Origin of the sequence: Duncaniella freteri (genome assembly GCF_004766125.1) — a bacterium.
GTDB classification, from domain to species: domain Bacteria; phylum Bacteroidota; class Bacteroidia; order Bacteroidales; family Muribaculaceae; genus Duncaniella; species Duncaniella freteri.
Window position 1 is genome coordinate 1,550,533 of sequence record NZ_SJSA01000001.1, and the last position, 21,247, is coordinate 1,571,779.

The 21,247-nt window shown below is 50.7% G+C and carries 19 protein-coding genes and 1 pseudogene; 6 read left to right on the forward strand and 14 right to left on the reverse strand.

Going from position 1 to position 21,247, the window contains the following annotated elements; translation table 11 throughout:
• Positions 1 to 6: 6 nt before the first annotated feature.
• The gene (locus tag EZ315_RS06625) at positions 7 to 3,000 is read right to left on the reverse strand and encodes a tetratricopeptide repeat protein (RefSeq protein ID WP_135471385.1); all 2,994 of its coding nucleotides are present in this window, start codon (positions 2,998 to 3,000) and stop codon (positions 7 to 9) included.
• A gap of 183 nt (positions 3,001 to 3,183) precedes the next feature.
• On the opposite strand from EZ315_RS06625, the gene EZ315_RS06630 reads away from it, so the two are divergent.
• The gene (locus EZ315_RS06630; RefSeq protein ID WP_135471386.1) at positions 3,184 to 5,487 is read left to right on the forward strand and encodes a patatin-like phospholipase family protein; all 2,304 of its coding nucleotides are present in this window, start codon (positions 3,184 to 3,186) and stop codon (positions 5,485 to 5,487) included.
• Positions 5,488 to 5,506: 19 nt separating this feature from the next.
• Here the strand turns inward: EZ315_RS06630 and EZ315_RS06635 are convergent, their stop codons facing one another.
• The 3 genes and pseudogenes from EZ315_RS06635 to EZ315_RS16630 all read right to left on the reverse strand — a co-directional run.
• Positions 5,507 to 6,304, reverse strand: coding sequence for a formate/nitrite transporter family protein (locus tag EZ315_RS06635; protein ID WP_135471387.1), 798 nt, complete (start codon positions 6,302 to 6,304; stop codon positions 5,507 to 5,509).
• A complete protein-coding gene (locus EZ315_RS06640) occupies positions 6,301 to 6,939 on the reverse strand; it encodes a 3'-5' exonuclease (protein WP_135471388.1) in 639 nt (212 codons plus the stop codon). Before EZ315_RS06640 ends, EZ315_RS06635 begins: the two co-directional genes overlap by 4 nt.
• Before the next feature lie 166 nt (positions 6,940 to 7,105).
• Positions 7,106 to 7,294 (reverse strand): annotated as a pseudogene (locus EZ315_RS16630) (rubredoxin-like domain-containing protein); the annotation flags it as partial.
• A gap of 340 nt (positions 7,295 to 7,634) precedes the next feature.
• Here EZ315_RS16630 and EZ315_RS06650 point away from each other — a divergent pair.
• From EZ315_RS06650 to EZ315_RS16570, 5 genes are all read left to right on the forward strand, one after another.
• The gene (locus EZ315_RS06650) at positions 7,635 to 7,847 is read left to right on the forward strand and encodes an XRE family transcriptional regulator (RefSeq protein ID WP_135471389.1); all 213 of its coding nucleotides are present in this window, start codon (positions 7,635 to 7,637) and stop codon (positions 7,845 to 7,847) included.
• Positions 7,848 to 7,948: 101 nt separating this feature from the next.
• Positions 7,949 to 8,290, forward strand: a complete 342-nt coding sequence (locus EZ315_RS06655; RefSeq protein WP_135471390.1) for a hypothetical protein — start codon at positions 7,949 to 7,951, stop codon at positions 8,288 to 8,290.
• A 343-nt stretch (positions 8,291 to 8,633) separates the two neighbouring features.
• Complete coding sequence (locus EZ315_RS06660; protein ID WP_135471391.1) at positions 8,634 to 8,858, forward strand: hypothetical protein; 225 nt, start codon at positions 8,634 to 8,636, stop codon at positions 8,856 to 8,858.
• Between the two features lie 157 nt (positions 8,859 to 9,015).
• Entirely contained in the window at positions 9,016 to 10,239 is a 1,224-nt protein-coding gene (locus tag EZ315_RS06665) for an IS4 family transposase (RefSeq protein ID WP_124076696.1), read from the forward strand.
• Between the two features lie 227 nt (positions 10,240 to 10,466).
• On the forward strand, positions 10,467 to 10,622 hold the full coding sequence (locus tag EZ315_RS16570; RefSeq protein WP_207104618.1) for a hypothetical protein: 156 nt from the start codon (positions 10,467 to 10,469) through the stop codon (positions 10,620 to 10,622).
• Positions 10,623 to 10,710: 88 nt separating this feature from the next.
• On the opposite strand, the gene bioD is transcribed toward EZ315_RS16570, so the two are convergent.
• The 10 genes from bioD to EZ315_RS06715 all read right to left on the reverse strand — a co-directional run bounded on the left by bioD (position 10,711) and on the right by EZ315_RS06715 (position 21,175).
• Complete coding sequence (gene bioD, locus EZ315_RS06670) at positions 10,711 to 11,349, reverse strand: dethiobiotin synthase (RefSeq protein WP_135471392.1); 639 nt, start codon at positions 11,347 to 11,349, stop codon at positions 10,711 to 10,713.
• Complete coding sequence (locus EZ315_RS06675) at positions 11,346 to 12,752, reverse strand: pimeloyl-ACP methyl esterase BioG family protein (RefSeq protein ID WP_135471393.1); 1,407 nt, start codon at positions 12,750 to 12,752, stop codon at positions 11,346 to 11,348. Before EZ315_RS06675 ends, bioD begins: the two co-directional genes overlap by 4 nt.
• A gap of 12 nt (positions 12,753 to 12,764) precedes the next feature.
• Positions 12,765 to 13,916, reverse strand: coding sequence for an aminotransferase class I/II-fold pyridoxal phosphate-dependent enzyme (locus EZ315_RS06680; RefSeq protein WP_135471394.1), 1,152 nt, complete (start codon positions 13,914 to 13,916; stop codon positions 12,765 to 12,767).
• Positions 13,904 to 15,178, reverse strand: coding sequence for an adenosylmethionine--8-amino-7-oxononanoate transaminase (bioA, locus tag EZ315_RS06685; protein WP_135471395.1), 1,275 nt, complete (start codon positions 15,176 to 15,178; stop codon positions 13,904 to 13,906). The genes EZ315_RS06680 and bioA overlap by 13 nt, the downstream gene beginning before the upstream one ends.
• Positions 15,179 to 15,290: 112 nt before the next feature.
• A complete protein-coding gene (locus tag EZ315_RS06690; RefSeq protein WP_135471396.1) occupies positions 15,291 to 15,794 on the reverse strand; it encodes a metallophosphoesterase family protein in 504 nt (167 codons plus the stop codon).
• On the reverse strand, positions 15,791 to 17,848 hold the full coding sequence (locus EZ315_RS06695; protein ID WP_135471397.1) for an alpha-L-rhamnosidase-related protein: 2,058 nt from the start codon (positions 17,846 to 17,848) through the stop codon (positions 15,791 to 15,793). The genes EZ315_RS06690 and EZ315_RS06695 overlap by 4 nt, the downstream gene beginning before the upstream one ends.
• Positions 17,849 to 18,057: 209 nt before the next feature.
• Entirely contained in the window at positions 18,058 to 18,249 is a 192-nt protein-coding gene (gene rpsU / locus EZ315_RS06700) for a 30S ribosomal protein S21 (protein WP_135471398.1), read from the reverse strand.
• Between the two features lie 119 nt (positions 18,250 to 18,368).
• Positions 18,369 to 19,208 (reverse strand): HAD-IIB family hydrolase, encoded by an 840-nt coding sequence (locus EZ315_RS06705; RefSeq protein ID WP_135471399.1) that lies wholly within the window; start codon positions 19,206 to 19,208, stop codon positions 18,369 to 18,371.
• A 12-nt stretch (positions 19,209 to 19,220) separates the two neighbouring features.
• Positions 19,221 to 20,534 (reverse strand): DEAD/DEAH box helicase, encoded by a 1,314-nt coding sequence (locus EZ315_RS06710; protein WP_135471400.1) that lies wholly within the window; start codon positions 20,532 to 20,534, stop codon positions 19,221 to 19,223.
• The gene (locus EZ315_RS06715; RefSeq protein WP_135471401.1) at positions 20,531 to 21,175 is read right to left on the reverse strand and encodes a glucosaminidase domain-containing protein; all 645 of its coding nucleotides are present in this window, start codon (positions 21,173 to 21,175) and stop codon (positions 20,531 to 20,533) included. The genes EZ315_RS06710 and EZ315_RS06715 overlap by 4 nt, the downstream gene beginning before the upstream one ends.
• Positions 21,176 to 21,247 lie beyond the last annotated feature (72 nt).

Genomic DNA, 21,247 nt, shown 5'->3' on the forward strand with positions numbered 1-21,247 from the left:
TGATTATTATTTTAAGCGGGTGTCAATCATCTGGTATATGTCGACCTCGGGGCCGGGATAGTTGTTTCTGAGTGATTTAAGGTATTCGTTAGCCTCAAAGTCATTGCCTTGCTTTCGCAGGATGTCGCTGTAGAGCACGAATGTGCGTGCGAGCCAGTACCGGTGAGGGGTGTCAGCCGTTATGAGTGAGTCGGCTGCCGACTTGGCTTCGGAGATGAGTCCGCGGTCAAACAGTGACTGGGCATGATAGTATGCACTCTTGGCCCCGAAGATATCGGCAGGGTTCGCAGCAAGTGCTTCCCAGTCCTCGTAGGCGGCATCGTGGTTGCCCATATGTTCGTTGGCCATGCCGCGTACGAATTTCACTTCTGCGACATCGGTTGGCGAGTTGGTCGCGGTCGATGACAGGAGTTTTTCGGCAGTGTTCATAGCTTCGGCATATTTGCCGAGATCCATAGCTGTACGCATCATGCCGAGATGGGCATCACGCAGCATATTTGATCCGGATGCGTGTTTTTCGAGTTCAAGGAATGTGTTGTATGCTACCTCAGTCTTGCCGAGTTCGCTTTCTGCCTGAGCTTTTATGAGAAGGGCGTCTTCGGCAACCTCCGAGTCGGGATGGTTGAGCAATACTTGTGATGCATACTCCTGAGCTTGTGACACACTGCCTTCGTTCCAGGCTGCATCGGCGAGGTAATATAGTGCTGATGCACGTGATGCTCCGTCGGGGTATTCCTTTATGTATCCGAGCAGTCCGTCAGTGGCACCGGTATTGATATATGTGTTCTCGGCGGCCTGATAAGCTGTCTGCTCAAGTTCGGATTCCTCGTAGGATGGTGCGTTTGGAACTGATTTCAGGAAGTTCACAAGTTCGTTGAGGCGACCGTCAGCTGCATAGATCTGCTTAAGGTCGTCGGCCGCGATGCGGGCCTCCTCGCTTGATGGGAATGTGCGGATCACTTTCTTGTAGGTGTCTATGCCTTTTGAGCGTTCTCCGCTGTTGATGTATGTGATGGCAAGTTGTAGATAGCCGTTTCGTCCGGGTGCTGTGCTCGGATAGCGGCTGACAAGATCATTGTAGGTCCTGATTGCTGCCGATGTGTTTCCTGTTGCCGATTGGCTCTCGGCTTTTTCAAGTAGAGCCTGGGGTATGAGACCTGATGAGGGGAAGCGGGATGTGAGGTTGTCGATGGTAGAGATCTTGCCTGAATGATCCTTCAGCAGTCCCTGCATTATGGCATACTGGTATAGGGCGTAGTCGCCTGATGAAGGGGTGAGATCGTAAGCCTTTTTATAATCGTCTGCTGCCGCACTGTATTCGCCGAGATAGTATCGGCAGTCGGCGATACGGCTGTATGAGTCAGCTTCAAGTGATGCCGGATGGGATGTGCGTCCGGTGCTCAGGAGCTTCACCGCGTTCTGGAAATCGGTGATGGCTTCGCTGTATTTCTCCTGTGCGAAACGTGTGTACCCCAGGTCGTAGTGGGCGAGAGCAAGGTCACTGACCGCTGATGACGGTGAGGCATTTATGTATCTCAGATACGAGTGCACGGCTTCATCGTAGTTGCCGCGTGTGTAGTAGCAGTCCCCGAGCCATATGTTACACTGACGAGCTATGGATGGGTCGAGGTTGGCAAGTCTGCGGGCTTCCGTGAGGTGGTTTATCGCATCCGCTACCTTGCCTGATGAATATTCACGAGTGCCGAGCACGAACAGCACCCTCTGCTTGGTTTTGAGCAGTTGTTCCGAGGGATTCGTCACCATATTTATGACATTAAGCGCGCTTGCGTAGTCGTTGCCGCTCATGTAGCCTGTTACGATGTAGCGTTGCACATCGGCACTGTAAGGGGAGTCGGGATATGCGATGAGGAAGTCTTGTAAAAGTCCCACCGAATTGCCGAAAGGCACTCGCCCGCCGTCCATGCGTGCTACGGCATAGTTGTAGAATGCCGTCTCGCGTACTTCGCGGTCATAGTCGAACTTGTAGGCGTTCTCGAAAGCCATAAGTGCCTGATTCTTGTCGCCGCGTTTGAGGTAGGACTGTCCGAGATAGAGCCATGCGCTCTGCTCCATGGCTGAGTGTGAGCCTATAGCCTGCTGGAAAAGTTTGACGGCAGCATCGTAATCACCCTTCTCATATTCGCTCACGCCAAGTATGTAGAATGCCGATGGGGCGGGATCCTTGGCTTCGGCGCAGTATTTCCACAGGTAAGGGATCGATTCGGATGTGCGTCCGAGATTGTAGAGCGACTCGCCTGCGAGCCGGTTGCATTCCGGGATGAACTGCGGCACATTGCCCGAGGCGAGCAGGTTGCGTGAGATGGACAGGCACTTGTCGTATTCTCCCTGTGCATAATATATCTGTGCCTCGTAGTAGGGGGCGGCATTGGCGGGTTCTTTGGAGGTGTCGAGTCCGCGGAAATATTGAAGAGCCAGGGGGTAATCCTGTTTTGAATAGGCGATGTATCCGAGGTAGAAGTGGGCGGCATTGCGCCATGCCGATTTGCTCTGGAGCGTGCGGAAGAATGATGCTGCCATGTCGGACTCGCCCAGAAGCATGTAAGAGTATCCCTGACGGTAGTTCAACTCATCCTGGCGTTCAGATGTCAGAGCCATGGGGTCGACTATGCTGTACTCGGCAAGGGCTTCGGCATATTGTCCGTGGTTGAAATGATAGTCGCCCACCATCATCATCACATCGGCTCGGCGTATCGATACGGGGTAGTCGACAAGATATTGCCTGAGCATTGTCAGAGCCTCTTCGTCGCCGAGTCCGAGGGTGGCTTTGCACATGTAGTAATGCGCAAGCTCACGTTGCTCGGCAGTGGTGGTGAGGTTGTAGAGACGTGACATCTGGTCGATGCATCCCTCATAATTGCGGTCGTCACACATGAGAATCCCGCGTTCAAGATAGCCTTTTGCTTCGGGGCTATTTATCTGCGCCACAGAGCCTGCGCATGACAGCGCGCACAGAGCCGTGAGGATGAGTGGTCGTTTCATTTCTTTTATTTTCGGATTTATTATGCAAAATTACACCTTTTTTAAGCAAATGACAATGCAATGTTGTTAAAATATTAAGCATTAACTGAAATAAAGAGTCAAGGGGTCAAGACGTGCTCTGAGAGGACAATCCCTTAGCTTGAAGTTATAGGCTGTGTACATGTAATAATTCAACTATTGTTTATGAGAAGATCAGGTGTGTTTTTGGTGATGATGATGGCCATTGCTGTTATTGCTTATGGTTCGGCACGTGATGGCAAGGTCGGGCTTGTGCTCAGTGGCGGCGGAGCCAAGGGTATTGCCCATATAGGTGTGATACAGGCTCTTGAGGAGAATGATATCCCCATCGACTATATCACCGGGACATCGATGGGTGCTATTGTCGGAGGGCTGTATGCCTCGGGGTTCACTCCCGCCGAGATGCTTGAGCTGCTGGCGTCTCCCGGATTTGCCGGATGGTCCACAGGGCAGATCGACCCTAACAGGCTATACTATTTCCAGTCGGAGCCTCAGAATCCGTCAATGATTAAGATCAATTTCGGGAAGGACTCTACACGATTCACCTCGGTGCTCCCGGTAAGCCTTATAAACCCGATACCGATGAATATGGCTTTCCTTGACATATTCAGCCGTTATACAGCACAGTGCGGAGGGGATTTTGACCGACTTTTTGTCCCTCTCCGTACGGTGACTTCCGATGTGTATGCCAAGCATAAGGTGGTCCTGTCGAAAGGGTCGCTTGCTGATGCTGTGAGGATGTCAATGTCGTTCCCGATGGTGTTTGAGCCGATCGATCTTGACGGAGTGCCTATGTATGACGGTGGCATATACGACAATTTCCCTGTCGATGTGATGGTAGAGGATTTCAATCCCTCGGCATTGATCGGCGTTGATGTCGGCTCCAAGAATCCGTCGCCCGATGTCAGGAATCCATTGTCGCAGCTTGAAGAGATGATATCTCAGCCTTCCGATTATCCGTTCCCATATGACAAGGGGGTGAAGATACGTATCGATCTCGACCGGTTCGGGCTTTTGGATTTCGGTAAGTATCAGGAGATATATGATATAGGATACAGGCGAGGATTAGAAATGATTGACTCCATACGTCTGAAGATCAGGCAGGTCGCTCCAGCCTCTGAAGTGAGTGCCAGAAGGGCGGCGTTCAAGCGTGCCACGCCTGAGGTGAGGATTGCCGGGATAAATGTCACAGGCGGTACACCGTCGGAGAACGCTTATCTGGAGTCACTTTTCATGTCGCGGCATGAAAAGATGCCGATGACTCTTTCTGAGGTTGAAAATTCTTACTACAGGGCTATAAGTTCGGGCAGATTGCAGAATCTTGTGCCCACTCCGGTATACGAACAGTCCGATTCGGCATTCACGCTCAATTATCGAGCTGTGATAAAGGAGGATTTCTCAGCAGCGATAGGCGGGTATATATCTTCGTCGACCAATAGTATGCTCTTCTTCAATGCCGGATACAATCATCTTGGATTCAAATCATTGAACACCAATGTCAATGCATGGCTCGGGCAGAGTTATCTTGCTGCCGAGGGTGTGTTCAATGCATATTTTGACACGTCGGTCCCTTCGGGTGTTTCGGTGCGTGTTGTGGGGTCAAGACTGAAATATCATGAGACGGAAAAACTGTTTTATGAGGTTAAAGATCCCGATTTCATACGCCGTTCGGAGTTTTTCGCTCAGGGACGCTACACGCTCGGGCTGACGCTCCGCTCGCGTATGGATGTGCGTATAGGATGGGGGCATCTGTCCGATACATACCATACTGATTTAAGTGATATTTCGGCAGTCGAGGGTAAGGATTCAGGAGTGTTCAATCTTTGGCAAGCCGGGCTTCGCTGGGAGTCGAACACCCTGGATGATATTTCGCTGCCCTCATCCGGGACACGCGTTTATGCTCAGGGACTCGGTATGGTTGGCAAGTATCATTTCATGTCGGCAGATCCGGAGTTGATGGGGGCAAGCCAAAAAGTGAGCTGGGTACAGCTCGACATGGGGGCTCTGCATTACTGGAAAGTGACTCGTCCGTTGTCGGTAGGCACCGGAGTGCGTGCCCTGCTTTCCACACGCAAACTGCTTCCCACATATCAGGCTTCGATTGTGGCAGCCGAGGCTGTGCATCCCACTCCGTCGAGCTACAATCTCTTTAGCCGTTCGCTTCGCGCCAATTCTTTTGTCTCCGTATCGGTGGAGCCTGTGTGGAAACTTTCCGGCTCATTCCAGATACGCGGTGTGTTTGACGGCTTTCTCCCTTTGCGGAAGATCGAGTGCAGCCCTGTAGGCTCGGAGCCTTACTATGGCAAGTGGCTGAGTGATCCTGAATTCTTCGGTGAACTGCAATTGCGGTTCAAATTGCCTCTCGGTTCGGTGAGTGCATATGGGAATTATACAACCGGAGGCATAGGATGGAATTTCGGTATCTCTATAGGGACGTTCATTCTGGCTCCTCGTTTTCTCGGAGAGTGAATGAGAGTGGGGCGTGTGCTTATTTTTTCCCGATGTTGTGTATATAGCCGTTCAGTGCTCCTACGAGGAGTGCTCCTCCGGCGATATTTCCGAGTGTCGATGGGATGAAATTGGCCGTGATTGATTGCATGACAGTGATGTCGGCACCTTCCATCATCCCTAAGGGAATGAAGAACATGTTGGCGATGCAGTGCTCATAGCCGAGCGCAACGAATGCCATGACAGGAAGCCAGCATCCGAGGGATTTCTCAAAGAGGGTCTTGCCGCTCAGCGCGAGCCATACTGCGAGACACACGCACCAGTTGGCTCCTATACCTTTCAGGAATACGGTGCTCCAGGGCATCGCCACTTTGGCTTCCGCTACCCTTATGGCGGCTGAATGCCACGGATCACCGGCTGTGAGTCCGCAGCAATGCACCATAAAGTAAGTGAACAGTAGCGCGCCTGCGAGGTTGCCGCCATAGACGAGAGCCCAGTTGCGCAGGGTGAGCCCCATTCCGTGTCTGCGTTGCATCATAGATGGTATCAGCACAGCATTGTTGCCGGTGAAAAGTTCGGCACCGAGCACCACCACGAGTATCAGGCCTATAGGAAATGCCGCACCGCTGAGAATCCGTTGCAGTGCAGGATTCTGGGCGGTAATTTCCGGGAATCCGAAACCAAGGGTCATTGACAGTATGCCACCGAGGGCTATATATGCTCCGGCGAGGGTGGCTGAGATGAGCAGTCGTGAGGTGGAGGATGCAGTTAGTTGTGCTTTTGCGGCTCCTGCATTGGCTGCAGCATTGGTGATCTCAGCAGGTGAAAGTATCTTCATTCTTCCGAGGGCTCTTCTTTTACTATATAGGGGGATTTTGTAGGATCGAATTCTCCTGACAGCAGATATTTGTAAATGCGCAGGCATGCCCATGCGTCAATCGAAGCATACACCATCTGTGCTCCGGAAAGTTTTGATGCCTCCCAGTTGGTGAGGCGTTGGCCTTTGGATATGCGTCCGTTGAAGAGTATGGCATATATTTTTTGTAGGCTGGAATCCGAGATGTGGTATTTCTTCACCATGTTCTGTAGGTCCACGAAATTGCGCGGCTCGAATTCACCGGCCTTATGCAGCACGTGGAAGTCATCTTTGAGCGAAAGACCCACCTTGAGCACATCCTCGCATTCCATGAATTCCCTCAGCTCGGGGGTGAATCCCATCTTGTTGAGGCGAAAGAGGAAAGACCTGTCCTCGGTCGACACCTGTATGAGCGAAACGCGGTTGGTCATCCCTTTCTTGAAATTGGGCTTGGTCTCAGTGTCGAATCCCACGATGTCATGTCCGCGCAGATAGCTTATGGCTTCAGCTACATCCTCGGGATGCTCTATCACAGTGATCGCTCCTGAGAATGTCACGGTCGGGAATTCCGAAATAAGCTTTTTGTCGATTGCTATCTTAAAACACTCGTTATCCATACTGCAAAGGTACGAATTTGTAATGACACTATCGTCATCTCATCCCTGGAATTTCTCTGGCAGCTCCTGTGGTCGACAGCACATGCCGCAATGTGCGGGCCATAAAATTAAAGCGTGCAACGGACTCCAAACCGTTGCACGCTTTGCGGTTTCGTCGGTATGTTTTTCAATAGTTGCGGTCTTCGATTTCAAAGAGGCTCTGTTTGTGGATGCACACAGGGCATACCTCAGGAGCGTTCTTGCCTATGACGATATGTCCGCAATTGCGGCATATCCACACGGTATCACCGTCTCGTGAGAATGCTATGCCGTCCTTTATGTTCTGAAGCAGACGGCGGTAGCGTTCTTCATGGTGACATAGCCTCTGTTCCGACTTTTGCAGATTAAAAAATAATTACTAACTTTGTGATTAACTGCTTCCGTATGGGGAAGTAGAAATAAATGATGAATATATAAATAACAAGAGCTTTAGGATTAATTACGAAATAAAATAGATATACTCTAAAAATACAGAGCTTCACGGCTCTTATTCTCTCAACTGAAAATCGCCAAAAATTCAAGAAGAACGAGAATAAGCAGAAGTGTAAGTTCAGCCTGTGTATGGGCTGAATTACTTGTGCATGATCGTTCTTAAGGCGTTTGGCGATGCCTCAGTTGGGATATGCGACTAATGTAATTCAGCTCATTTCATAATTATGGTTCATATCGGACAACTCATACATCAGGAGCTTCTTCGTCAGGAGCGTACCCCGGCATGGCTTGCAAGGAAAATTAACTGTCAGCGTCCGAATATCTATTATATATTTAGCCAGCCATCAATCAATACAGAGCTGCTTGAGCGGATATCACGTGCATTAGGAGTGGATTTTTTCATGGTGCTTTCAGAGTGCATCAAGAAGGAGATGTAAAAATTTTGTACGCTTGCGTAAAAGTATATTACTCTTAGGGTGATGATTATATGTCTGCAAAATCGGAATTTTGCAGAGTGAAAACTTAAAACAATTATATTATGAAAACAAAATTATTGACTTTTCTGATGCTATTGATTGCCACATGTGTGGCAACAGTCCAAGCCGATAATGCTTGTACTGTGACAGGTAATGTGGAGAAAACAATCACATCTTCTAATGGATACCGGATGACTGTTGAGTTTAAGAATCATAATAACTATTCTGTCAATGTTGATGTGACTATTGTCATGGTACTGTCAGATGGCTCAAAGGAAGAGTTCCCTGAAATGGTATATATCCCGGCAAATGGGAAGAAAACAGTTACAAAGTCGTCTCCACAAAATATTAAGATTAAAGAAGATGCTTGTTATGTGAAAATGGTGGTGACTACGTGCAAGTAGTATTTTCCATCCTGTTGTTATTGAGCGGGTCCGCTATATATTGTCTGTTCAGACCGGATGTGGTATTCCTGTTGCCTTTGGTGGATGTGCTTGCTCCTGTTGCTGTTATAAGTGATGGTTGTGTGCTGAAAGCTGTGGCATATAATCTGCCGGATGCATTGTGGTTTGCTTCGTTGTTAAACCTTCAGCCTAATCCATTCATATTACGGTATCGGACTTTCTATGTGGCACTTGTGTTGCCTTTTATTCATGAATTCGGACAGTTTGTCGGTCTGTTTCCCGGAACGTTCGATACTCTTGATTTAATTACCTACCTTTTAGTGTTATCAATTTTTATCATAATATGGAAAAACAAAAGATCACAAAAAGTTTGCAGTGCTTAGCATTGGTTGCTTTTGCTGTAATGGCTTTAGCTTCATCGAGCAATAAGGAAGCCGTTAATAGTGTCAATTCTTTTATTGATGGATGGGAAGCTTCCGGAGCTCGTGGGGCTACCTCCTATGAACCAGTCGATTCTGTAATCGATCAATCCATTGACTATATGGCTATGGATTCGCCTGTTGAGTAATATTATCAGTTATTTATTCATATATATTTATGAAGAAAATTATTATATTACTGTCCGCTAAACTTTTTTAGTAGCGGTTGAAAATTAGGGCTGGCACCTATTGCAGGAGTCAGCCCTAAATGGTTATTTTGATGTCGCCAAACTATCTTAAATAACCATGAGTAAAAGTAGTAATTTCTTCGGACAGCCGACATATGGTCAGCTGATAAAATCACTTGATCGTGAAAAAATAGTTGAAATCAGCCGAAAACACGGCGGAGAGAAGTATGTCAAGAGCTTTGACGGCTATACGCATTTGCTTACGATGCTATATGCTGTCATACAGCGCTTCGATTCATTGCGTGAGATAGAGACTTCTATGACAGCCGAGGTACGCAAACTCCATCATGTAGGCATTGACACTGTGCCCAGGCGGAGCACCTTGTCGGATGCAAATGCCAGACGTTCAGAGAAGTTCTTTGAAGATGTATACCGCGACTTGTATGCAGCCAATAAAGACATTCTTTCCTCGGACAGCCGACGCAATGGCACGGAAGAGTGGATAAGACGGCTTAGAATCATCGATTCCACTACAATCACGTTGTTCTCCAATGCTATTTTCAAGGGTGTTGGCCGTCATCCGAAGACGGGAAAGAAGAAAGGCGGCATCAAGGTACACTCGGTCATACATGCCAACGAGGGCGTTCACTGCGACGTACAGTTCACTTCGGCAGCGACCAATGACTCCTTCATGCTTGCACCGAGCCATTACAGCCACAACGAGATAGTAGCACTTGACCGTGCATATATCAACTATGCCAAATTCGAGGAACTGACGGATCGAGGGGTGGTATATGTAACCAAAATGAAGAAAAACCTCAGTTATGAAATACTTGTGGACTGTATGCACCAGAATCCGCAGGGACTGATGGAGTACCGTGAACAGGTCGTAGTGTTCCGTAAAGACGGCATCAACCACATTGCAAGAATAATCACATACGTTGACATTAAGAAAGGCAAGAAGCCAAAACTTATATCGCTTCTCACCAATGACTTCGACATGCCTCTGGAGACAATCGTGGCCATCTACCGTCGCCGATGGCAGATTGAGTCGCTTTTCAAGCAGATAAAGCAGAACTTCCCTTTGCGATACTTCTATGGCGAAAGTGCCAATGCCATAAAAATACAGATTTGGGTAACGCTCATAGCTAATCTGTTGCTCTCGGTCTTACAAAGCACCTTGCAAAGGCGTTGGAGCTTTTCTGGACTGGCTACAATCGTCAGAATTGTACTGATGTATTATCTGAATCTCGAAAAGTTCCTAAATCAGCCCGACGCTGACTTGAAAATCATGCTCGCAGAGGCCTCGGAATCCCCTCCTGAAGATCCCGAAAACTGCTGAGGGGGCTTGTCAAATACAAAAAGTAAGCCCAACTTCTGCTGTTCAAGAAGTTGGACTCACCCTTTTATGGTTTAGCGGACAGTAAAAAAATTATTATGATTGTGGCTTTGGTCATGTCGTTGTCTGGAGCTATGTGTATGGATGCATTCGGAGCTAATGTATCATCAGAGACTATGGCTGCTGCTTCTGCGCAAAGTGTAAGGATATACAGCTATATAAGTAGCAATATGAAGCATAGTAACAGTGCTACTGTGGAGGTCACAGATAATGCGGTTTATGTGACATATCATGGAGAAACATATACAGCGCGGTATTCTAATCGTAAGGGCTATGATTATATGTTTACCGACAAGAAAGGTAAGATCTGGTATTTCAGCGTATGATATTATAGGCTGAATAGTCATCAATGAAAAATATCCCTGTTGCAAATCTGATTTGCAACAGGGATATTTTGCGAGAGATAGTCAGGGTTTATTTTATTGAGGGGATTGTTGCGAAGCGGGTGGATGGGAAGTGGCGGGCTACATAGCGGGCGATGAATGCCCGGGTGTCGGCTGCAATGGTCTTGTCGGTGTCGAAATGCTCGTTGTAGAGCACGGCGGATAGTTCGATGCCTCGTGTGCGGATGGCTTCAAGCGACAGGATGGTGTGGTTGATGGAGCCAAGCACTCCATTGGTCACGAGTATGAGCGGCAGTCGGCGTGACTGCACGTAATCAATTGCCATGAATGTGTCGGTGATCGGTACGGCAAGACCTCCGGCCCCTTCGATAAGCACTATGTCGTAAAGCGATAGCAGTCGCTGTGTGGCACGGTCGATCACATCAAGGTCAATTTCCTTGCCGTCGATGCGTGCGGCGAGCTGGGCTGATGCCGGATAGCTGAAGATTACAGGTGCGGTCGTGTGGTCTATATCCTCGGGGAGCATTCCTGTGCCCATTATACGGCGGTGCAGTTCGATGTCCTCGGAGAACCCTACATTGCCTGTCTGAATGAATTTCTGGGTGATGACTCGTTTACCGGTATCCATCAGGTGGCGTGCTATGTAACCTGTCACATAGGTTTTTCCGGCATCGGTGTCAATGCCTGATACGAAATATGCTTTGCTCATGGTTTTCTTAATATCATATATATCGGATGGTAGGTCAATGGAGCAGTGCCGTCGGGTGCGGTGGGATATCCGCGTAGCATCCGGCATGCTTTTGCCGTGTTGTCGCCATTGTTTTCAATGCCGTTCACTCCGGTGAGGCTTATGTGCCTGAGCACTTCTATAGGGGACTGGAAGTTGACAATGTTGATCTCTTCGGACAGATGTATCACTTCAAGGTTGTGAGGTATTGCCTTTCTGACACATTCTATTCCCGGGAACCGGCATTCTGAGCCCACTGTGCTGTGGATTTCGCGCATGGTGTTGTTTCCGTAAGTGGATATCACCGCATATCCTCCTGGTGCGAGTGTCCGGGCGACTTGCCGTAGGAATTCCGGCAAGGAATTGAACCATTGCACAGTGGATGCCGACAGTATCAGGTCGATGGAGCCATCGGCTATATGCCTTATCTCGGTCTCTGCGTCGCAGCTCTTTGCTGATATGGCGGTTGTGGCTGTTTCTGCGATGGTACGTATCTGGCGAGGGATGTGAAGATCCCACAGTTCAGCTTGCGCGGGGGAGAAGTGCCGGATGGCAAGGGCTGTGGAGAGTCCGGTGCCGCATCCTATTTCGAGCATTTTGCCGATATTGGAGGTTATATGTCCGGAAGCAATGTCGATAAGCCTGGTCACACATGCCAATTGAGGTGCGGCATTACCGTCGTATGTCACCTCGGCTTTATGGAAGCGTTTGGCAACATGTGTTTTATCGGTGAGGCATCTCCTCAGCAATGCTCCGAAGTCGGGAATATGTGGGCCTTCGATTTCGATGATATCCATAGCCTCGTATTGCCAGGCTGTATGCTGGTTGGAGGGTGGGATTATGAGATCTCCGCGTGAAATGAACGCTTTGTCCCAAAGCATTTTTGGTGCCGGATCGGTATCGAATGCCTGTAGCTCATCACGCAGGTCTCCGAGCTCTCTCTCCGGGGCGGTGGAGGAGAATGCTTTGTAGGCTGTTCCGCCTCCGCACATCCGCATATGGAATTTTATAATATTCCTGTCGTTGAGAGTGGATAATGTGCCTTGAAAAATATCGTGTGGTATTCCTCGCGCATCATCCGATGTGAAGCGGGTGCCGTTGACGGCTATGCGGGCTGTTATCTGGAGTGTGGGGTGGGCGGTGAGGAACCGGGCGGCAGCGTGAACGCCAAACGACCATGCCACCAATACTATTTCCTCGTAGTCGGAAATAGTTTTGAGCCAAGGAGCTGACATGTCTCTGTAGTCCCACGCCACGGCAATATCGTAGCCTGGCATAGTAAGGCCGGCAAACGGACGTGCCGACATGCTCCATCCTGCAAACAGCAGTATCAGCCTTTTTTGCGGGGTGTCGCCGTGACAGTTGTTTAGAATCTCGAAGTTCATCTGTATCCGCTTTTACCTTACTGATGTTATTTCTGCCAACACTTCCCCGACGCGTTCGATATCTTTGATGTCCAGAGCGGCATTCAGGCTGATTCTTAACCGGTCGGTGCCAGGCGGTACTGTGGGGACACGTATCGGGAGCACCTTGAAGCCGTAGTCAAGTAGCTTGGCGGAGAGTGCTACTGCGCGTTTCGGATCGCCTACAACAAGCGGCTGTATATGGCTCGCGGTTATGGGGAAATCCGGAGACATCGTTGACAGGATGCTTTGCAGGCGTTCGCCGAGGACTTTTAGATGTTCTCTCTCGGCATCCATATCAAGGAATCTTTCGATCATGAATCTGGTCCAGGCGGCAGTCATGGGAGGGAGGGCGGTGGAGAAAATAAGACTGCGTGAACGGTTCACAAGATAGTCCTTCAATGGTGCTGACACGGCGCAGAACGCTCCCATTGAGGCGCATGCTTTTCCGAATGTCCCTACCATGATGTCGATGTCGTCGTAGCACTTTGAGCTGCGGCACATACCGAGCCCGTGAATGCCCTCGACTCCGAAAGCGTGAGCCTCGTCCACATAGAGCAACACATTGGGATGGTCTCGCTTTATTTCAGCGAGCCCATCAATGTCCGCCCGGTCTCCGTCCATGGAGTAGACGCTTTCCACTATCACAAGCACCTGTTCGTAACAGGACGCTTCCTTTTCGAGAATGCGTCTCAGATGGGTGAGGTCGTTGTGGCGGAAACGCGTGAACGGTGATTTGGAGAGGGTCATGCCGTCAATGATGCTTGCATGAACGAGACGGTCGGCTACAATGAGTGTCTTAGCCGACTGTGCTATCGCCGATACCATGCCGGTATTGGCGTGATAGCCACTGTTGAAAATGAGGGCCGGGCGGTGGTACAATCCGGACAGGAACTCCTCAAGCATATGGTATTCCTCCTGATGAGAGGCAAGTAGCCTTGATGCCGACGATGTCATCGGTATGGATGTCGCTCCTGTGCGGCTGAAAAATTCAGCCTGTAGTCCGGGGTGCAGGGCAAGACCGAGATAGTCGTTGGATGACAGGTCCACAACGCCATCCGCCTGATCGCCTGTGGGTATCCGGCGGAGGTTGCCCTCATCGGACAGGCGCGTTATTATATCGTTGAAGCAGTTCATCGTATGCATTCGATTGTCTGAGTGATAAGCGTCTCGATGTCATCGTCGCTTATCACGTAAGGAGGCATGACGTAGACATTGCGTCCGAATGGGCGTACCCATATGCCACGGTCGATGCACTTGCGTTGGAATTCTGCGAGGTTGACCGGCTCGTTCATCTCAATGACTCCGATTGATCCGAGCACCCTGACGTCCTTCACCCCGGGAAGGGATGACGCCGGGGATATGTGCTGCCGTATCCGGTTCTCGATATGTGCCACGCGTGATGCCATGTCCTGTTCATTGAGCATTTTAAGGGATTCGACTGCTATGGCGCAGGCAAGCGGATTGGCCATGAATGTGGGGCCGTGCATCATTACGCCTGCTTCTCCGCGAGAGATGGTGTCGGCAACATCGGCAGTGGTGAGCACGGCACTCATGGTGAGGTATCCTGCCGTCAGGCCTTTGCCTATGCACATAATGTCAGGCTCTACTCCGGCATGTTCCCAGGCAAAGAATCTGCCTGTGCGCCAGAATCCGGTGGCGATCTCGTCAAATATGAGATATATGCCGTAACGGTCACATAGCTTGCGTGCTTCACGGAGATATTCCGGATGGTAGAAACGCATTCCGCCTGCGCCTTGTACCATAGGTTCAAGAATCAGGGCTGCGAGTTCTTTGTGGTGGTCCGTGACTATCCGCTCAAGCGGCTCGAAGTCGGAACGGTCCCATTCCTCCCACGGTTTAATGGTGGGAGCGGGAGCGAAGAATCGTATGGGGAGAGCGGGACCGAAGGCACCGTGCATACCTGTCACAGGGTCGCATACGCTCATGGCATTCCATGTGTCGCCGTGATATCCGCTGCGTATGGTCACAAAATTTGTGCGTCTATGGTCGCCTGTCTTTGATATCGAAGCCTGTACAGCCATCTTCATTGCCACTTCCACAGCCACCGATCCGGAATCGGCATAGAATATGTTGTGCATGGACGGAGGGGCAACCTCCAGAAGCATTTTACCAAGCTCTATGGCTGGCTCGTGGGTGAGCCCTCCAAACATTACGTGGCTCACTTTTTCAATCTGGGAGATGGCAGCTCGATTTATGCGAGGGTTGTTGTAGCCGTGGATCATGCACCACCATGATGACATGCCGTCGATCAGTTCGCGTCCGTCGGCAAGGCGTATCCTTACTCCGTGCGCGCTATCAACTTTATAAGTGGGTAGCGGGTCGATGGTGGATGTATATGGGTGCCACAGGTGTTCCCTGTCGAATGTGTCGAGAAGTGTTTCCATTGTTTCGGATTCAACTTTCGCAAGCTCCAGTTGAAGTATATAGGGGTTAGTGTAGTTATGGGGTTATGGAAAACCGACTACAAATATAGCGTTTTTTTGTAAGATTTACCTCCTATTCCGATCGTTTGCCGAGTTCGATGACTTCAAGCCCTGTGACAGTGCCGGAATCAATGGTGAGTCTGACAAGTGTGCGCACCTGTTGCCATCCGTGATATCCGGCGGCTCCGGGGTTGACATGGAGCAGTCCTAACCTGGCATCGGGCATCACCTTAAGTATGTGGCTGTGTCCGCACACCATCAGTGTGATGCGGTTGTCGCTCAAAGTCTTTGCTATTCCGGGGGCATATCTTCCCGGATAGCCGGCGATATGGGTAAGCCACACCCTGACACCTTCAGCGTCAAAGCATAATGCCTCGGGGCAACGCTTGCACACCATTCCGTGATCGATGTTTCCGCGCACGGCCCTCACCACAGGGACTATCCCTTCAAGCCGTTCGATAATGGATATGTCACCGATATCTCCGGCGTGCCATATCTCATCACAGTCAGCGAAATGGATGGCGTAACGGTCGACCCAGCAAGAGTGGGTGTCGGAGAGTATGCCTATTCGTTTCATTTTTTCAGAAGGTTGATTTCGTTGAGTAGTATTGTGGTTCCTGCATAGGTGAGTGACAGTTTGTTGGCACCCGCACGGAGTGTGGCGGTGACGGTTGATGATGTCCTTACGGATATCCAGTCGTTGTGAGCCACAGGGGGGAAGATCAGTGTCCCGGCGTACTTTTCATTCACTTCGAGTGTGCGGATGGCGGTCTCGGCAGTGCCGTTGGTGTAGCCGATATTTATGAAATACTCCCCCTCGGATGGTGCCTGGACGTAGAATGTGATGCGGGTGTTGTGGCGTGCCGCCAATTCGATATAATTTGTGGCTATGTCCTTGTTGCGTATGAGGTGGAGAGGAGCGCGGCGCGGAGTGATTGCTGTGGCAGGTATGTGGATGCGGGAGGATGCGGGGGCGGATATATGGCTGTGCGCTGCGAATCCGCTGATGTTGCTGATTTTCGGTACTATGTCGATTACAGTGGTGCCGGTGTCGGTGACAGTGTAGTGAGGGGCGGTGATGCTTTCGGACAGAATGCCGTTTGTGTAGACATCATATACGGCATCTTTGTCATAGTTGAGTATCTTTCCGTGCCTGTCGTCGTTCCAGAATATTTTAGGAGAGGCGGGCGGGGTATCCGGTGCGGAGGTTGCAATGGTGTGCTGCATGTCGGACAGACTGTTGCCTGACATTACTATGTCTATGCGGTGTGGGCCTGCTGAAATGGATTGGTCAATAAAGGCGCGTTCCTGGCTCACGGAATCAATGGAGAATGACGCAATCTTGTTGCCGGAACCGTGTATATTTATATCAAGTACGGCTTCTCTGAAACGGAGCCCGCAGAGTCTTTTTTCGCCCGGCAGCTTGCCCGGAATGAATGGCGAGAGGGAAAGTCCGTCGGGGTGAAGACGTATGCCGAGGAGTCCACGCAGCAATAGAGAGTGCCATCCGGCGTCAGCGCGTTCATCAAGCCCCATGCACCATAAAGGACCGATGGCTTCGAGAAGAGCCTCTTCGTCCTGGGTGTGGGCGGCAGCAATCCCTTGCAGTACCTGGATGTCGGGAGCAGGCTCCGCGGCGGCGTCATTGATGGATGGGGAGACGGCCGGCATTCCATAGGAGCGGGTGGGGCGTGATTCCATAAGCCTCCTGCCCATTTCAGGTGAGGCAACCGACAGGATCACGCTCAGGGAGTTGGCGCGATTGTCAGCCGAGGATGACAGGACAGGATACAGATTGCCATACATGTACTGTCCGTACATCGATGCGGATGGTATCCAAAAATTATCATTGATGGCATTTCTGATTCTGTCGGCTGCTGCCGCCCATTCTCTTTCGGCATAGAGTTTTAGCTTCCGAGCCATCTTGCATGCCACAGAAAGAGTAGCATAGTGCCAAAGATTGGTGCCGAGGCATATTGTATGGAATCGGTCGACCGGAGACATCCAGGACGGAAAGTAATTCTGAGGTGGCTCCATATAGGAGGGTGTGCCGTGGATCAGTCCGTCGGGGTCAGCCTTTATAGTGAAGTGTTCTTTCTGTAGTGTCCTGTTTATGATGCGGTATGATTCCTTTAGCCATGATGCGGATCCTGTGGCACAGTAGATCTCCCATGCCGCAGCCGCCCATGCCTCCTTGTCGGCTTTTATAGGGAATCCCTGACGGTGGATGGTCCCATCGGTGTCAACCATGCTTCGCAACGCCTCCATAGAACGTTGCGGGTCAAGGAGCGCGCCATGCAGATATATGTCGGTGACGGAGGGTGAGGAGTGGTGACAGGTGCTTATCGCCTTGTTGAAAAGGGCGTCTGCCATAAGCGAGGATGAGGTGAGCGTGATGTGTGGATCAGGGGTGTCGGAGGTGGATTTCCAGCAGTTGGTGATCTCATAAGGGCTTATGGCTGTATAATTGACATTACCTATTATGATACTGTCACTGAATACTTCTATGTCGCCGGAGCTGTAGATGGCATCGCTGCACTCCTCGGTCTCGGCATTGCGTGAGCATCCGCACCATAGCATGCACATGGCGAGCCATAGTGTAAATGACAGTGGAGCGGGTTGATGTTTCATATACGTTTCCTATGGATACAACAATAACGATGAGAATTCCGAATCCATTATGGGGAAATCCTCACCGTCATCGGTGTTATGGATGAGTCAAATAATTTCTGGTGATATAGGTTCCTTACTCGGTATGCTACCTCCTTTCGGTTAGTCAGCGATATTGGATAGGGGACACTGAGGCTTGAGATGATGTCTCGTCGCGTTGAGCGGGGGATTTATTCCTCGTTGGCGCGGAGCTGCTGTACGTATACAGCCTTCATCATCTTCTTGCGGTTGGTCACCGAGGGCTTCTCAAACGCCTGACGAGAGCGGAGCTCGCGTACGATACCTGTTTTTTCAAATTTGCGCTTGAACTTCTTCAGAGCCTTCTCGATGCTCTCACCATCTTTTACTTGTACGATGATCATGTTGTAGTGATACTTTGGTTGTTGATATTTTGAATGTTTATGATTTATCGTCGGGTTGCGGCTTGGGGGCACGCACCTTTTGATTTAGCGCGGCAAAATTACAAAAAAGATTCCTAATATCAAAGGTTTTTGTGAAATATCTTCCTCATATCCATCGCTACAGATGGAAGAGTGTTGGGTCCGATGATGCGTGAGGCTGCGCTCAGCACTTCGGGCAGGGCGTTGGATACGGCAACGGATTCGTCCGCGACGGCAAACATCGGGAGGTCGTTGAGGTGGTCGCCATACACGGTGAGGCGGTCGGCTCCGAGAAAGGATTTGAGCTTAAGCACGGCGGCAGCCTTGGAGACACCGCAACGGAACACCTCGATATATGATATGTCGCGGCTTGCCAGGTCAGGGTAGGCGGATACTGATAGCTGCAGGTCGGTGCTTAATTCTTCCGCCAAAGCTTTTATGCGCGGTGTGTCTCCGATGCCGAGCATGAGAATGGCATTGGTGTAGGGAGAGGTGTGACACTGTTCATTGTCAAATATGAAGTGCTTTAGGGTCAGGTGTTTCCGTTCGACATAAAACATTTGCTCTTCATCGCTCATTTCCTTGCAATGGTGCACAAGCATGTCGCCATTGTCCTCAAGAGTGTATGTGAACGGATGTACACCATGTCTCAGATAGGCGGATATGAGGCTTTCCGTCTGCTGTCGGGACAGAAGGAGGGGGTTGATGTACAGTCTGTTTTCCCTGTCCCACATCGCGGCTCCGGTCATCACTATGGCAGGAAGTGTTGTAAGGGTGTTATGTAGCAGAGGCTCGACCGTTGCCGGGGTCCGTGCCGTGGCTACAGTGATCAGTGCGCCTTTATGTGTGAGCTCGGTGATGATGCGTGCGCTGTCGTCGCTGACGCGGCTGTCAGGTCCGAGCAGCGTGCCGTCAAGATCGGTAATCAACAGATGTTTCATTTCGAGGCGGGATCAGAGCAGAGATATTTTGGCGCGGGTGTTTTTGATTTTTTCAGGGGAAAGTCTCGCCAATAGCTCTCGGGCTTTCTTGCGGGGCACACCCACAAGCGCGGCGTGGTCGCGAAGGGTGATCACACCTATTTCAGAGGCGGTGAGGCCCCCTTTTGCAATAAGGAATCCCACGATGTCTCCGCGAGAGATCTTTTCTTTTTTCCCTACATTGAAATATAGGGTCGCAGTGTCGGAGTGTATCGGGTCGGAGCTGTGACCGGAGGGAGCATAGTCGCGGTCGGTGGTGACGTAGTAAGGGATGTCCTCTCCTTCGGCCGTGATGACGTATATGTCTCCTTTGGCTTCCTGTCGGGCGGTGCGGCCGTTGCGGTGGGTCCATGCTTCGGGAGATGTGGGCATATGATAGTGTACCACAGCCGAAAGTTCGGGGATGTCGAGTCCGCGGGCTCCGAGATCGGTGGATATGAGTACCGGGGTCGAGCCGTTTGCGAGTTGGACTATGGCATTTTCGCGATCGTTCTGGTCAAGGCCTCCATGGTAGAGCCCTATAGGTAGATGTTCTTTCTTCAGGGAGTCGTATATGCGCTCGGCACTTTCGCGGTGGTTAACGAACACTATGACACGACCGTTGGGGAGAGAGTGCAGAAGGTCGGAGAGGGTGGTGAGCTTGTCGCGCGAAGGGGACTCGACTCTTACCACCTGCATGCGGCGGCGAGGAGTGTCGGACTCACTGAAATCTATGGTCTGAGGATCTTTGGCAGGGAGGTACTCCGGGATTGCCGCGAGTGGGGTGGCTGATGTGAGTATCACGAGCCGCAGGCCGGTGAGGCGTCGGCACACACGTTTCATCTCGTCGGCAAAACCGAGTTCAAGAGCCTTGTCGTACTCGTCGAGCACAAGGGATGATACGGTGCCGAGGTCGAGATGTCCGCGTTTCAGATGGTCAAGGAGCCTTCCGGGGGTGGCTACTATGATGTCGGGTGTTACCGAGAGCGAGTTGGTCTCTTCCTGCATGGAGTGGCCTCCGTAGAATGCCACCGTCTTTAGGCCTGTGGCTATCGGACGCAGCACTTCTGCTATCTGTAGGACAAGTTCGCGCGACGGAGCGATCACCACACCCTGGATCTGCCCTTTAGCCGGGGCGATGCTCTTGAGGAATGGGATGGCGAATGCTATGGTCTTGCCAGAGCCGGTAGGGGCAAGGAGAGTGAATGTGCCTCGCGACGGTATCTCAGCCATGCGGCGTTGCATAGGATTGAGTTCAGCGATGCGTGTGCGCCGGAGTATGTTGGCAAGAATTTCGGTCTGTTTCATTCAAAAAAGGATTTGTCGAGCATTGTCTCTTCGTCAGGCATGGGTTGCTCGGAGTTTTTTTTAAGGGTTTCTGCCGTCAGCGGGTCATAGGGATGGCTGAGCATCTTGTTGAAGATATCGATGATCTGCATCCCATAATGGCTGTTCATTGCCCAGCGTCCCGACAAGGCTTCCCAGGAAGAAGCCGATCCGCGTGACACATAACAGAAGCGAGGGTCGAGCAGGTCCTCTCCGAGAGGGAGGGGTTCACGGCAGGAGTAGGCATACAGATGTTGTATCATAGCTGTGACACCTTCGCGCACGGACCTGAAAGAGCATCCGTGCTCACCGCGTTTTCTGACACCGAGTCCGCAGTAATTGTGGGCTGACGGTCTTACGGCAGTGCCGTTGTCAAACCTGAACCATCCGGTCTCTATGATGGCTTGGCATATGGCTATATCCCCACGTATGCCATACAGCTCGCCAATGTCGTAGAAAGCCTGGGCTATTTCACGAGGGAAATCGGGGTTGCGCGATGCCACATACCTGTACATCAGTTCTGCATCTGCTTCCTGTATGCCACGTATGGGAGTGCTTCCCGCAATGGAAAGAGCGGTGGCGGCAAGCAGTGATAGGAACGTGAGTTGACGTGGTGTAGCCATATTAGAAACCGGAGGTGCGATTGTATGGATATGCCATTAATCCCAATGTAACACGAAGTTAGTGATTTTTGC

Bases quoted from the DNA above. Each gene is read 5' to 3' on its own strand.
- EZ315_RS06655 (WP_135471390.1), top strand. From the start codon at position 7,949: ATGAAAACAAAATTATTGACTTTTCTGATGCTATTGATTGCCACATGT.
- EZ315_RS06695 (WP_135471397.1), bottom strand. From the start codon at position 17,848: ATGAAACATCAACCCGCTCCACTGTCATTTACACTATGGCTCGCCATG.
- EZ315_RS06630 (WP_135471386.1), top strand. From the start codon at position 3,184: ATGAGAAGATCAGGTGTGTTTTTGGTGATGATGATGGCCATTGCTGTT.
- EZ315_RS16570 (WP_207104618.1), top strand. From the start codon at position 10,467: ATGAAGCATAGTAACAGTGCTACTGTGGAGGTCACAGATAATGCGGTT.
- EZ315_RS06705 (WP_135471399.1), bottom strand. From the start codon at position 19,208: ATGAAACATCTGTTGATTACCGATCTTGACGGCACGCTGCTCGGACCT.
- EZ315_RS06665 (WP_124076696.1), top strand. From the start codon at position 9,016: ATGAGTAAAAGTAGTAATTTCTTCGGACAGCCGACATATGGTCAGCTG.
- EZ315_RS06660 (WP_135471391.1), top strand. From the start codon at position 8,634: ATGGAAAAACAAAAGATCACAAAAAGTTTGCAGTGCTTAGCATTGGTT.
- bioD (WP_135471392.1), bottom strand. From the start codon at position 11,349: ATGAGCAAAGCATATTTCGTATCAGGCATTGACACCGATGCCGGAAAA.
- EZ315_RS06635 (WP_135471387.1), bottom strand. From the start codon at position 6,304: ATGAAGATACTTTCACCTGCTGAGATCACCAATGCTGCAGCCAATGCA.
- EZ315_RS06680 (WP_135471394.1), bottom strand. From the start codon at position 13,916: ATGCATACGATGAACTGCTTCAACGATATAATAACGCGCCTGTCCGAT.
- rpsU (WP_135471398.1), bottom strand. From the start codon at position 18,249: ATGATCATCGTACAAGTAAAAGATGGTGAGAGCATCGAGAAGGCTCTG.
- bioA (WP_135471395.1), bottom strand. From the start codon at position 15,178: ATGGAAACACTTCTCGACACATTCGACAGGGAACACCTGTGGCACCCA.
- EZ315_RS06710 (WP_135471400.1), bottom strand. From the start codon at position 20,534: ATGAAACAGACCGAAATTCTTGCCAACATACTCCGGCGCACACGCATC.
- EZ315_RS06625 (WP_135471385.1), bottom strand. From the start codon at position 3,000: ATGAAACGACCACTCATCCTCACGGCTCTGTGCGCGCTGTCATGCGCA.
- EZ315_RS06650 (WP_135471389.1), top strand. From the start codon at position 7,635: ATGGTTCATATCGGACAACTCATACATCAGGAGCTTCTTCGTCAGGAG.
- EZ315_RS06675 (WP_135471393.1), bottom strand. From the start codon at position 12,752: ATGAACTTCGAGATTCTAAACAACTGTCACGGCGACACCCCGCAAAAA.
- EZ315_RS06715 (WP_135471401.1), bottom strand. From the start codon at position 21,175: ATGGCTACACCACGTCAACTCACGTTCCTATCACTGCTTGCCGCCACC.
- EZ315_RS06640 (WP_135471388.1), bottom strand. From the start codon at position 6,939: ATGGATAACGAGTGTTTTAAGATAGCAATCGACAAAAAGCTTATTTCG.
- EZ315_RS06690 (WP_135471396.1), bottom strand. From the start codon at position 15,794: ATGAAACGAATAGGCATACTCTCCGACACCCACTCTTGCTGGGTCGAC.